The organism is Aquabacterium sp. A7-Y, assembly GCF_026153205.1.
Taxonomy (GTDB): domain Bacteria; phylum Pseudomonadota; class Gammaproteobacteria; order Burkholderiales; family Burkholderiaceae_C; genus Caldimonas.
Window position 1 is genome coordinate 135,455 of sequence record NZ_JAPFBW010000013.1, and the last position, 12,601, is coordinate 148,055.

Consider the following 12,601-nt stretch of genomic DNA (forward strand, 5'->3'; position numbering starts at 1 on the left):
ATGCCGTGCCGAGTTGCCGTAGCGCCACAGACGTCTATCCCCCATAAAGGGTATTGCGGAACGCCGACGCTCGTTGTGGCATCTGCCTGGATGTCAGGTCGCCGTTGGCCACGGGCCGGTCCCGTAACCCAGGCGGCCGAGGTCCAAGCCTGCTCGAAGCAGCGCGCGCACCGCCTCGGCAGCAATGGTCTCGGCCATCATCTGGCCTGGTGAGGCGAAGGGCTGGGCGCCGAAGGTGAACACCTTGGCGCTTTTCCGGTCGAGTTGGAAACCCCGCGTGCCGGTGCAGGGCCGACGGGTTGCGGCCAGCAACAGCAGGACCGTGTCGCCCGCCGCCACACGTTCACCTGCCAGCACCATGTCCTCGGCCATCAGGCGCATCGCCTGGCGCAGCGGCGGGCTCTGGCGCAGGACCTCGCGCACCAGCAGTGGCAGAAGAACCGGCTCGGCCTTCGCGAGCGAGGCCAATTCGGGGTGGAGATGCAGGGCCAGCAAAGTAGCGGCGATCAGCTCGCTGCTGGCCTCGTGCACCTGATAGAAGAGCAGGGCGAGCCGGGCCAGCACCTGCGTCACCGGCAGGTCGCGCCGGCGCAGCGACAGGGCTTTCAGACGCGTCAGCACCTCGTGCCCGGGCACGCCGCCCGGCGGCGTGTCCATCAGCGCCGCCATGTAGGCCACCAGTTCCTGCGCCGCCCGGCGACCTTGCAGGTGCTGGTCTTCCGAGGCCTGCGGCGATGAGCAAGGCAGCCGACTCACCGCCCAGTGGCTCAGGCGCTGCAGGTCGCAGCTCTGGGCTCCGAGCACCCGCCCCAGCACATGCGCCGGCACGGCCTGGCAGTAGAGCGTCAGCGCGCCACCCTGTAGGGCGCCGCCAGCGGCTTTCAGTGACGTGGCCGCGCAATCCCGTGCCAGCTCACGCACTTGTGCCGGCAGCACACCTTCCAGCAGGGCCGCGACCAGCCCTTCCAGCCGGCCGGGGCAGGCCGCCGCGGCGGCCCCTGCCGGGTTGGCCGGAAAGCAAGCAGCGGCACACAAGGCCGACACCAGCCGTGCGGCTTCGCACGCCCGGCAGGCAGGATGGGCGAGGACTTCAGCAACGAGTTGAGAGCCGGACGCCACCCACAAGCCCAGAGCGGTGTCGAAATAGACCCCGCGAGGCTCGGGCGCGACCTCCCTGCGGACGGCGCAGCCGATGGCGGGCGGCAGCTGCCGCCCGGGCGGGGTGGAGGACGGGACAGCGGAAGCTTGCACTGCGAGTCAACAACTGCGCGGGGGCCCCGCGACGAAACTTGAAGCGTGGGAGACCGTCGGATGACGCCGTTGTTTGGCTCAGGCCGACAGCGTGCGCGCGCCGGGCGGCGCCATCAGTTGCATGCGGTGGCGCACGTGGCCGGCGCCCTGCGGCGCCTTGCCCGCCACGCCCTGTCGCAGCGCCTGGATGGAATGCTTGTCGGCCTCGATCCAGCAGGCGAACAGCGGCCGCCCCTCGAACAGCACCGGCGGCCCGGCCCGATGGGCATGCACCCCGGCGCGACGCAGCAGCCGCTCCACCCCGAGCGGCGACACCGTGATGAAGCGCTTCACGCCGTGCCGGGCCGCGCATTCGAGCGAGGCCGCCAGGATCTGCTCGGCCACCCTGACGTCGAGGATCTGCGACAGGCGGAAAGGCGCGGCGCAGTCCATCGCCGCGAAGCGCGACAGCTCCCAGATTTCCGCGCCTGCCGGCGGCGCTTCCCGCAGCAATTGCGGGAAGACCTTGGCGAGCAGGTAGGAGCCCGTTGTCGGCAACAGGCGCGCGCAGCCACAAATGCGCTCCTGTGCGTTGCGGGCGATCACATAGGAGGTGTCCGGACCGTCGAATTCGTCGGTCTCCGCACGCCCTTGCACAGCGAGATCCCACCCGAGGGTCTCGACGAACACCCGGTACCGATAGGCAGCGAGCGCGCTCAGCATGCTGGGCGAGAGACTCGTGCCGGTTCCGCAAATGATCTCCACAGGGATCCTCCTCCAGCAAGGTAATTTTCAGGAGCGCCAGATTTCAGTTCACGCCCCCACCCGGAGCAACTGTCAGGACTGACAGATTCATCACAAGTGTTTCAATCCGGTTTCGCGACCGCTCATCAGTTCAGAAAGCGCTTTTGTCCTGCCGACCCCAGGCGCCTGACAACATCGACACTACTCAGCCCCACGCCGCACCCATAGGATCCAGGCTCCTTGCCCAGAGAACACAAGGGGACAGGCGCCCAGCGCTGGTCGGCCCTCACTATTCCAGTCGAGTTTCCATGACGAGGACTTTCCGTTCGGGCCGCCGTTCCGGCCACGGGCGACATCGGGCGTCTCACGTCGGTGCCCCGCCCGCTGCTGACACGTGGCGGTCCGCCTGGCCGGAGCGCAGCATCGACGCGGTCGGCGACGATCATGCGCGAGCCTTCTTGCCGGACTTTCCTGACCTGCCCGCCGCATTGGCGCTGATGCTGTCTGCCTTGCCCCGTGGGTCGCCCGAGGACGGCTACCTGCGCCTCAACTGGTCCGCCCTGCGGGAGGCCAGCCTGGTGCACCTTTTCTCGGGCCTCGACCTCGAATACGACCCGCCGCCACGCTGTGGTGAGGTGACCGGCTTCATCAGCGGCTATACCGAGTGGGTCAGTCGCGAGGAGCCGTCGATCTCGCTGGGATGGGACTGGCGGCTGGACGTCGAGACCGGGTTGCCGCAGTTGGCGGTGGCCAGCGTGCGCAGCAACGTGATGCTGGTCGACGACGAACAAGCCGACCTTGGCGTCAGCATCACGATGCACCTGCTCAACAAACGCCTTCAGCTGCTGGACTGGGAAGCCACCGTGGCAGCCGCGCTCGGTATGCGAAGGTACGGATGAACCGGATACGAGCATGAGCCTCTTTCGCTTCGCGAACAGCGGACAGCGGCCTGTCTGCGTCCTAGAGGAACCCGAGCACGGCGGCCCGGATGGCGGCCGCCGTCTTGTTGCTCGCGCCCAGCTTCCCCATCGCATTGCTGATGTGGAAGTTGACGGTGCGCTCGGAGATGTTGAGGATGTCGGCCACCTCGTTCGAGGTCTTGCCGTCCGCCGTCCAGCGCAGCACCTCGGTCTCACGCTCACTGAGCCGGATCTCGAACTCGGGCATGAGGCGGGCAGCCACGCGGTCGCTCATGCCTTGATGTCCCACCTGCGCCAGCCAATACATCTTCGATAGGTTGGATTTGAGCTCGGTCGGAGTGATTTCCCCGCTGGTTCGAGCAAAGGTCATCAGGCTGCGGATGCCGCTGGGATCGCGGTAGGCCATTGCCCAGCCCACCCTGAGGCCGAAGGAGCGGGCCTCCTCCCACAGCTCACGGCTGGTCGAGAACACGCTGTCCGACCAGATCAGCGGCGACGACGATCGCATCCCGTGGTGCACCGTCGGGTCGACCGCGACGTAGCCGCGCTCCTGGTAGCGCTCCTGCCAGGCCACCGGATAGTTGTTGAACATCGCGATGCGCGGATTGGACAACGGCAGGGGCATGCGCATGCCGTAAGCGCAGAAATCGAAACCGAGATCACGCACCGCCGATGTGAGCCGTGCGAACAGCTCCCCCTCCGTCCCGGTCGTGAGCAGGGAGTGGATGTCTTCCTCCTGCCAGGCTTTCATGGATCCTCCTAAACGCAGCAACTCGCCGCGCCGATGTGCGGGAGGCAAACACTCCCGTCGATATTTCAAGCAACGTGCATATACAGCCACATGCGCGCTGTTCGCACGAAACTCCCCGCCCGCATTATTCGCGGTGCGGCCGCAGACAACATGTATGCAAGCGTAGCAAAGGGGGGTTAGGCGACCCCTGGAATGTGCAAGCCAAACCGTGCACTGCGCCCCGGAAGGTGGTATATGGCAGCTTGACCCTCGCCCCTGCACGCCCTCTGCGCGGCGCCTGCAGGGCGCAGGGGACGGGAGGAAATTCATGCTGCCCTGGTTGCCCTGGTTCTGGTTGTGTGCACCCACCAGCGTGCGCTGGCCGTTCAGCGGCGATGTCGTTCAGGACATCGCGCCCGACACGGACTGGTTCTTCAACGCCATCCCGCCGGGCGCCGGCGTCGGGCGGCTGGAGAAGGAGATTTTCGAGCACGCCTCCTACGGCCGGCAACTCGGCCTGTTGATGGACGTCGTGCTCGCGCTGGCCGAGCAGGCTAGCTGGCCCAATGAACAGGCGAAGCAGCGGCATGAGGAGCTGCTCGCGCTCTGGAAGGAGATCCAGCGCCTCAAGGACAGCCGCCGCGAAGCGCTGGCCGATGCAGCGCGGCTGGCCCTCAGGCGGCTGGAGTCGGCCGACCCCGAACGGCTCCAGCAGGTCGTGGGGACGTTTCTGCGCCAGTAAAACGGTCGGACAAGAAGGTTCGCGACAACGTGCGGCCTTGCGGGAAGGCCATGGGTCGGCCTTGCCCTTGCCGCCTTCTTTCCAACGCTTAAGCTTCGCGCGCTGCCAGCGGGCAGAACAACCGTGCTCGAGGAGGCGCAAATGTCGTCGAACGGGCCATCCGGGAGAGGCCGCTTCGGCCGTCTGGAAATGAGAGCGCTCATCCTTGCGACCTGCGCATTTCTCAGCGCATGCACCCACTCGGTGGCCTTGCCGTCGCCGCTGTTTGAAGAGGTCTTCGTCAAGGACTTCGAATCATCCGAGCCGGCCCGCCGATGTCGTGCCTCGGACGTCAACCTCGATCACGCTCGCGCGGGAGCCTTCTTCCGTCGTGCCCGCGAAGTGGACTCTCGAACGCTGCACGACAACTACGACATCGCGCCTTGCCGAGTGCTCGGCACGCTGAAGTACCAGGGGCAAACCTGCGACTGGTCCGTGGACGCCGGAGCCACCGGCTGGGTCCGCTGCGCCGATCGTCGCTGGCTGTTCGCTTGCGACGACTGCAAGGATCTGCTCGAAACCGACTCGCAACGGTAAGCGCACAGCAGGCCCGGTGGGTGCCGCAGAGCCGCCCGTCCTGCGTCACAGGACTCCATATCCCCCTCCCCCCGGCGTCTCGATGAGGAAGCAGTCGCCCGCGGCCATCTCCACCGAGCCGATGTGCTGCAGGGTCTGCACCGCCCCGTCCGCGCGCATGACCTGGTTGCGGCCGGGCTGCCCCGGCGCGCCACCGGCCAGGCCGAAGGCCGGGTGGCGGCGGCCGTTGGACAGGATGGAGGCGGTCATCGGTTCAAGGAAACGCACCACCCGCGTGCCCCCGTCTCCGCCCCGCCAGCGCCCCGCGCCTCCCGAGCCCGTGCGGATCTCGTAGCGCTCCAGGCGCACCGGATAGCGGAACTCCAGCACCTCCGGGTCGGTAAGCCGCGAGTTGGTCATGTGGGTCTGGACCATCGAGGTGCCGTCGAAACCTTGGGGCGTCTCGCCTGGCATGCCGACATGCAGGCCTGCCCCGGATCCGCCCGAGATGGTCTCGTAGTACTGGTAGCGCTCGTTGCCGAAGGTGAAGTTGTTCATCGTCGGCTGGCTGCCCGCCAGCACGCCCAGCGCGCCGTACAGGGCGTTGGTGACGCAGGTCGAGACCTCCACGTTGCCCGCCACCACGGCCGCCGGGGGCCGGGGGTTCAACATGCAGCCCTCGGGCACGCGGATGTCGAGAGGCTTGAGGCAGCCGGCATTGAGGGGGATGTCGTCGTCGACCAGGGTGCGGAACACGTAGAGCACGGCCGCCATCGTCACCGCCCTTGGCGCATTGAAGTTGTCGGGCAGCTGAGCCGACGTGCCGGTGAAATCGATCCGCGCGGAACGCGCCGCCGCGTCGATGTGCACGGACACCTCGATGCGCGCGCCGTTGTCCAGCTCGACCGTGAAGCGACCGCCTCGCGCCAGCGCCGGATCGAGCCGCGAAATCGCGATGCGCACGCTCTCTTCGGCGTTGTCCTGGACGTGTCGCATGTAGGCCTGCACGGTGTCCAGCCCGTAGCGCGTCACCATGGCGCGCAGTTCACGCGCGCCCTTTTCATTGGCCGCCACCTGCGCCCGCAGGTCGGCCAGATTCTGGCGCGGGTTGCGCGCCGGGTATGGCCCACGCGTGAGCAGGTCGAGCAACTCGTCTTCCATCAGCCGGCCGCCGCTCACCAGCCGGATGTTGTCGAGCAGCACGCCTTCCTCATCGATGTGGCGCGAGAACGGCGGCATCGACCCCGGTGTGATACCGCCGATGTCGGCATGATGCCCGCGCGAGGCAACGTAGAACAGCACCTCGTTGCCACCCTCGCTCCAGACCGGCGTCACCACCGTCACGTCCGGCAGGTGCGTGCCACCGTGATAGGGATCGTTGAGCACAAACACATCGCCCGGCGCCATGGCCGGATTGCGCGCGATCACCGTCTTGATCGACTCGCTCATCGAGCCCAGGTGCACCGGCATGTGCGGCGCGTTGGCGATCAGCTGACCCTGCTGGTCGAACACCGCGCAGGAGAAGTCCAGCCGCTCCTTGATATTGACGGAGTGCGCCGTGTTCTGCAGCCGCAGGCCCATCTGCTCGGCGATGTTCATGAACAGCTTGTTGAACACCTCCAGCATCACCGGGTCCACCTCGGTGCCCACGGCATGGCGCTCGGGACGGGCCGCGACGCGCACCAGCTCGAGGTGGTCGAGCGGCATCACGGTGGCCTGCCAGCCCGGCTCGACCACCGTGGTCGCGTTGCGTTCGGCGATCACCGCCGGCCCGTGGATGCGGGCGCCGCGCGTCAGCGTCTCGCGCACGTAAAGCCCGGCGTCGTGCCAGCGGCCGTCGGCATGCAGGCGCACGCGGGCATCGGCTGCCGGAGTGTGCGGCGCGGCCGGCTGCGGCGTTGGTTGGACGGCCATGCCGGCGGCGACCGCCTCCACCGAGACCGATTCGACGACCAGGGGCCGCCCCGGCATCAGGAAAGCAAAACGCTGCGTGTACGCGGCTTCGAAGGCCGCGCGCACCTCCGCCTCCTCGCCGAAGGGGACCAGCAGCGCGGTGTCGGTGCCCTCGTAGCGCAGATGCAGGCGCTGCACCACCTGAACCTCGGCCGTCGCATGGCCCTGGCTCGCGAGCTCCCGTCGCGCCTCCGATCCGATGCGCTCGAGGGCCTGCCCGGCGCTGTCCAGCCCGGCCGGATCCAGGCGCTGTTCGACGGCGGCCTCGCGCATCACGATCTGGTCGGCGAGGCCCATGCCATAGGCCGACAACACGCCCGCCATCGGATGCACGAAAACCCGCGTCATGCCCAGCGCGTCGGCCACCAGGCAGGCGTGCTGCCCACCGGCACCGCCGAAACACTGCAAGGTGTAGCCGGTGACGTCATGGCCGCGCGCCACCGAGATCTTCTTCACGGCGTTGGCCATGTGGGTCACCGCGATCTGCAGGAAACCTTCGGCCAGCGCGTCGGGGCCAATCGGCCGCCCGGTCGCCTCGCCCACCTCGCGAGCCAGTGCCTCGAAGCGCTGCGACACCACCTCCCGGTCGAGCGGCTGGTCGCCGGTCTCGCCGAACACCCGAGGGAACCAGTCGGGCTGGATGCGACCCAGCATCACGTTGGCATCGGTGGTCGTCAGCGGCCCGCCGCGACGGTAGGCGGCCGGCCCCGGCTGGGCGCCGGCCGACTCCGGGCCCACCCGCAGGCGGGCGCCGTCGAAGCTCAGGACCGAGCCGCCACCGGCCGCGACGGTGTGGATGTTCATCATCGGCGCGCGCATGCGCACGCCCGCCACCTGGGTCTCGAAGCTGCGCTCGAATTCGCCGGCATAGTGGGAGACATCGGTCGAGGTGCCGCCCATGTCGAAGCCGATCACCCGCTCGTGACCGGCCGCCGCCGCGGTGCGCGCCATGCCGACGATACCGCCGGCCGGGCCGCTGAGGATGGCGTCCTTGCCGTGGAAGCGGTCGGCCAAGGTCAGACCACCCGAGGACTGCATGAAATACAGCGGCACGCCCGGCATCTCGTCGGCCACCTGCTCGACGTAACGGCGCAGGATGGGCGAGAGATAGGCATCGACGACGGTGGTGTCCCCGCGCGAGACGAACTTCATCAGCGGGCTCACCTCGTGCGAAACCGACACCTGGGTGAAGCCGGCATGACGGGCCAGCTGCGCCGCCAGGCGCTCGTGTTCGGTGTAGCGATAGCCGTGCAGGAACACGATCGCGCAGGCCCGCAGGCCGTCTTCATAGGCCTGCTCGAGGGCGCGGCGCAAAGGGGAGCCGGCCAGGGCCTCGACCTCCTCGCCGTGCGCGCCATAACGTTCGTCGGCCTCGATGACCCGCTCGTAGAGCAGCTCCGGCAGCACGATATGGCGGTCGAACAGCCGCGGCCGGTTCTGATAGGCGATGCGCAGCGCATCGCGGAAACCGCGTGTGGTCACCAGCAGCGTGCGCTCGCCCTTGCGTTCGAGCAGCGCGTTGGTCGCGACGGTGGTGCCCATCTTCACGCATTCGACCTGCTCGGGCGGGATCGGCTCCTCCGGCCCCAGCCCCAGCAAGCGGCGCATCCCGGCCACCGCGGCGTCGCGGTACTGCTCGGGCTGGTCCGACAGCAGCTTGGCGGTCACGATGCCGCCGTCGGGCCGGCGGCCGACGATGTCGGTGAAGGTGCCGCCGCGGTCGATCCAGAATTGCCAGCGTGGCCTTGCAGTCATCATCACAGGTCCTTGCTCGGAGGATCCGCCGGGCCCGCGTCGCCGCGTGGCCCGGCAACACGTCGGCGCGGCCGAGTTGCAGCTCGCACAGCCCGGCGGCCGCCATGCGGCGCACGATCGCGGGCCGCTTGGAATGCCTCGGACTCTAGCGGACTTCTCGGCGCCTGGATGGACAAGGCCAGCCCCCGCGGGGCCGGCCTTCGCGACGCCGGGCAGAGCCGCCGGGCCGGCATCGCCCGGGCCCCGGGAAGCGTCAAGGTAGCTGCATCAGCGCTCGCACGCGCAGGCGTTCGCGCTCGTTGAAGTTGGCCGCCAGGTACTGCGTGATCGCCTCGTCGCGCTGCAGGTCGGACAGCTCGGGCGCCTTGCGCAGCCGGTCCACCTCGGCATGCGCCTGCAACAGCCGACGCTCCCAGGCGGCCCACAGCGCGTCCTCCTCGCGCAGCCGCAATGCCGCCGCTTCACCGAACTGCTCGATGCGCTGCTGATGCAGGGTCGCGGCATCGACGCGCCGCGGATCGGGCAGCAGCGCCGAAGTCGCCACCTGGGTGGTGCCCGAGGGCTCGGCCAGGCGGTGCGCCAGCTCACCTTCCTCCTCGGCATAGAAGGCCTCGGCCCAGGCGGTGCCGAGCACCTGCCGTCGCACCTGGCGCCGCTCGGCCAGCGCGGCGGCCCAGGTCGCGCGGTCGTTCAGGTTCACCTGATGCTGGAAGCCGTATTGCTGCAGCGCCAGGTAGCGCTCCCACACCTGCCGCACCTGGGCCACCGCCTCGGGCGTGAGGTCGCGCGCGGCATGGGCGAGCAGCAGGGCGCTGATCTCCTCGAGCTTCGCCTCGCCGAGCGTGCTGAGGTAGTAGTCGAAGCGGCGCCTGAGCGCGATCGACGGCTGCAGCTTGCCCTGCGCGTCCACCGACCAGCCACCGTCGGGTTCGGTGCCACGCAAGGAGCCCTGCACGAACAGCCGCCGCTCCACCTCGCGCAGCGGCGCCGCCTGGTCCGCGGTCGCGGCCGTGCTGTGGCCGCCGGCGGCCATCAGGCTCAGGCCGGTCGAGGCCGACGCCACGGCCGGCGGCGCCGCGGGCGACGGCGAGTCACGCAGGGCCCAGGCCCCCAGCGCCGCCACCCCGGCCACCGCGACGGCCGCACCGGCAGCCCGGGCCTTGCCTCGCTCCCCTGTATAGGTCTTCACGGTCTTGCCCACACGATCTCCTCAGAGCCCTGCCAGGCGCAGCCGGTTGGCCTGGTTGCGATAGAACTGCACCGGGTCGGGCGCGAACGCACCACGCAGCCCGAAGGTGTGGTTGACCGCATCGAGGTGGTTCCAGCCGTAGTCGCTGCGCAGGACCTGGCCCCAATGCGAGGAGCACCGGCCCACCAGGCCGTCGTTGCGCTCGCTCCCGAAGAAGGTGCCGGTCAGGACCATCAGCACGTCGGCCACGTCGAGCGCGTTGGTGTGGACCTCGGTCCCGCCGGCCGAGTAGTAGCGCACCCCGCCGGCTTCGGCCGGCCCGACGCCGCACTCCCGGGTCGGTGCCCCCTGCGGAAAGCGGCGGTTGAAGTCCAGCGCACCGCGGGTGTTGAGCGACTGCAGCGCCGCCAGCGAGTCCTGTGGCAGCTCGGGGCTGCCGGCGATCACGCCGATCAGGCGGGCCAGCGCATTGGCGATCTCGGCAAACACCCCCGTGGTCCCGGTCCAGGAGGTGAGGTGCTCGATGCCGTCGGCGGTCTTGCTGCCGAAGTGGGGCGTGGCCACCGTGGTGACCGACGCCACCAGCTCCGGCGCCACCGCAGCCACATAGCGGATGGTCGGGCCGCCGTGGCTGTGGCCGACCAGGTTGAAGCGGGCGTGGCCGTGCACCTGCTGCAGCGCCCGCAGCTCGCGCAGCAGCTGTTCGCCGCGCACTTCCGAGGAGTTGGCGGCCGAGACGGCCGAGCCGTAGACAGTGGCGCCGCCGTCCTGCAATGCGGCGGGGATACCATAGAAGTAATCGATGCTGCCGATCTTCTCGAAGCCGAGCAGGCCGGCCACCAGGACGATGGGGTAGCGGGTCCGGGTGTAGCCGCTGTCCGCCGGTTCGGCGGCCCGGGTGGCGTTTGAAGCAGCTGCCGCGAGGCAGGCACCGGCGATGGTGAAGCGGGCCAACAAGCTGGGGTTCACTTTGGGTACTCCTTCCGTGGCAAGGCCCCTGGCGGCCGGAGCGCCGCGGGCATCAGCAGATGCTGCCGACCTGCGTTGTCCGGCCCCGGTCGGCAGATTGAAAGGCGAGTCCAGATCCCGTCTCCACGGGGTTTTCCCACAGCTGCAGCGCAACAAAATGATCGCGGCCGCCGGCCTCGATGCGAAGGCCAAACTACGATCACGTCCCCCCGTGGCCAGGGGTCGCCCGGCGCCGCAGGCACGTCCGGGCGCAGCTGTGTCAAAGCTGCCTGCAGTGACGCAGACAGGCCCGCCCCAGGCGGACCGGACACCGGCTTCAGGGGTGGACTTCGTTGGGCGAGACGGGCGCAGCCGAGGCCGGGTCGTCAGGGCGCTCGGCGAGCACCGGGAAGCGCACCGTGACGCGAGTGCCGCGCCCGGCGTCGGGCGGCAGGGGGCCGCTGCGCACGTCCTCGATGCTGACCTCGGCGGTGTGCTGCTGAGCGATCTCGCGCACGATCGCCAGGCCCAGGCCGCTGCCGTCCACGTCCGTGCCGAGGGCGCGGTAAAAGGGCTGGAACACCAGCTCGCGTTCGCCCTCAGGGATGCCCGGCCCGGAGTCCTCCACCTGCAGCACGCTGACCTGCCCGAAGGGATCGTGCACGACCCGCACCGTCACCGTTCCGCCCTCGGGGGTGTAGAGGATGGCGTTGTCGACCAGGTTGCGGATCAGCTCCTTCACCAGCAGCGGGTTGCCGACCATGCGCGCCAGCGTCGCCGTGCCCGGCGGCGCAGTGTCCGGGCCTTCGTAGCCGAGGTCGATGCGCTTTTCCATGGCGCGCGGCACGAACTCGCGCACCGCGTCGGCGGCCAGCCGCGCCAGCGGCACTTCGTGCCGGTGCAGCATCTGGCCCTGGTTCTCGGCCCGCGCCAGCGCGAGCAGCTGATTGACCAGGTGCCCCGCACGGTGGCTGGAGCGAGCGATCTGGCGCAGCGACTTCTTCAGCTCGGCGGGATCGCGCTGACCGGCATCGATCTCGCGCTCGGCCAGCTCGGCCTGCATGCGCAGGCCCGCAAGCGGCGTCTTGAGCTGGTGGGCGGCATCAGCGAGGAAGTGCTTCTGGGCCTTGATGGACTGGTCCAGTCGCGCCAGCAGGTCGTTGATGGAACGCACCAGCGGCGCCACTTCCTCGGGCGCCTCGTGTTCGTCGATCGGGCTCAGGTCGTCGCTCTGGCGGCGCCGGATGCGCTGCTGCAGCTCCGCCAGCGGCGCGATGCCGCGCGCCAGCGCCAGCCACACCAGCAGCACCGCGACCGGCAGGATCACGAACTGCGGCAGGATCACGCCCTTGATGATCTCGGTCGCCAGCTGGGAGCGCTTGTTGAGCGTCTCGGCCACCTGAACCAGCGCTGCGCGCCCGGGCGGCGCCCCGGGCACCGCCACCCAGAGGTAGGCGACGCGGACCGGCTCGTGGTGGACCTCCGCGTTGCGGAACTGCAGCTCGCCCTGGCCCGGAGCGTTCGGCTCGCTGGCCGGGGCGGGCAGCGAGGGGTCGCCGCCGACGGCTTCGCCGCTCGCGCCGCGCACCTGGAAGTAGACCGTGTCGGCGTTGTCGGCCTTGAGGAATTCGGCAATGGTCTCCGGCAGCTGCAGGCCGCCCTTGACGTCGGCCGACGCGACCTGCTGCCCGAGCGTGCGGGCCACCTCGCCGAGTGCCCGATCGAAGGGCCGGTTGGCGATGTTCTCCGCCACCAGCCAGGTCAGCGCCACGCTCATCGGCCACAGCAGCAGCAGCGGCGCGAGCATCCAGTCGAGGATCTCGCCGAACAGCGAA

General features: G+C 69.3%; 10 protein-coding genes. 3 read left to right on the plus strand and 7 right to left on the minus strand.

Annotation, left to right across the window (positions count from 1 at the left end; translation table 11 throughout):
* Positions 1 to 93: 93 nt before the first annotated feature.
* Positions 94 to 1,251: a hypothetical protein gene (locus tag OOT46_RS13975; protein WP_265404221.1), complete on the minus strand. Its 1,158-nt coding sequence runs from the start codon at positions 1,249 to 1,251 to the stop codon at positions 94 to 96.
* A 78-nt stretch (positions 1,252 to 1,329) separates the two neighbouring features.
* The gene (locus tag OOT46_RS13980) at positions 1,330 to 1,995 is read right to left on the minus strand and encodes an acyl-homoserine-lactone synthase (protein ID WP_322114256.1); all 666 of its coding nucleotides are present in this window, start codon (positions 1,993 to 1,995) and stop codon (positions 1,330 to 1,332) included.
* A 476-nt stretch (positions 1,996 to 2,471) separates the two neighbouring features.
* Here OOT46_RS13980 and OOT46_RS13985 point away from each other — a divergent pair, with 476 nt between their 5' ends.
* Positions 2,472 to 2,873 (plus strand): DUF4902 domain-containing protein, encoded by a 402-nt coding sequence (locus tag OOT46_RS13985; RefSeq protein ID WP_265404222.1) that lies wholly within the window; start codon positions 2,472 to 2,474, stop codon positions 2,871 to 2,873.
* Positions 2,874 to 2,934: 61 nt separating this feature from the next.
* Here the strand turns inward: OOT46_RS13985 and OOT46_RS13990 are convergent, their stop codons facing one another.
* A complete protein-coding gene (locus tag OOT46_RS13990) occupies positions 2,935 to 3,645 on the minus strand; it encodes an autoinducer binding domain-containing protein (protein WP_265404223.1) in 711 nt (236 codons plus the stop codon).
* Between the two features lie 307 nt (positions 3,646 to 3,952).
* Here OOT46_RS13990 and OOT46_RS13995 point away from each other — a divergent pair, with 307 nt between their 5' ends.
* Entirely contained in the window at positions 3,953 to 4,366 is a 414-nt protein-coding gene (locus OOT46_RS13995) for a hypothetical protein (RefSeq protein ID WP_265404224.1), read from the plus strand.
* Between the two features lie 141 nt (positions 4,367 to 4,507).
* On the plus strand, positions 4,508 to 4,942 hold the full coding sequence (locus OOT46_RS14000) for a hypothetical protein (RefSeq protein WP_265404225.1): 435 nt from the start codon (positions 4,508 to 4,510) through the stop codon (positions 4,940 to 4,942).
* A gap of 45 nt (positions 4,943 to 4,987) precedes the next feature.
* Here OOT46_RS14000 and OOT46_RS14005 read toward each other — a convergent pair whose 3' ends face one another.
* The 4 genes from OOT46_RS14005 to OOT46_RS14020 all read right to left on the minus strand — a co-directional run bounded on the left by OOT46_RS14005 (position 4,988) and on the right by OOT46_RS14020 (position 12,573).
* A complete protein-coding gene (locus tag OOT46_RS14005; protein ID WP_416136192.1) occupies positions 4,988 to 8,632 on the minus strand; it encodes a hydantoinase B/oxoprolinase family protein in 3,645 nt (1,214 codons plus the stop codon).
* Positions 8,633 to 8,882: 250 nt separating this feature from the next.
* Entirely contained in the window at positions 8,883 to 9,830 is a 948-nt protein-coding gene (locus OOT46_RS14010) for a lipase secretion chaperone (RefSeq protein ID WP_265404226.1), read from the minus strand.
* A gap of 9 nt (positions 9,831 to 9,839) precedes the next feature.
* Positions 9,840 to 10,787, minus strand: coding sequence for an esterase/lipase family protein (locus OOT46_RS14015; protein WP_265404227.1), 948 nt, complete (start codon positions 10,785 to 10,787; stop codon positions 9,840 to 9,842).
* 316 nt (positions 10,788 to 11,103) lie between these two features.
* On the minus strand, positions 11,104 to 12,573 hold the full coding sequence (locus OOT46_RS14020) for a sensor histidine kinase (RefSeq protein ID WP_265404266.1): 1,470 nt from the start codon (positions 12,571 to 12,573) through the stop codon (positions 11,104 to 11,106).
* Positions 12,574 to 12,601: the final 28 nt, after the last annotated feature.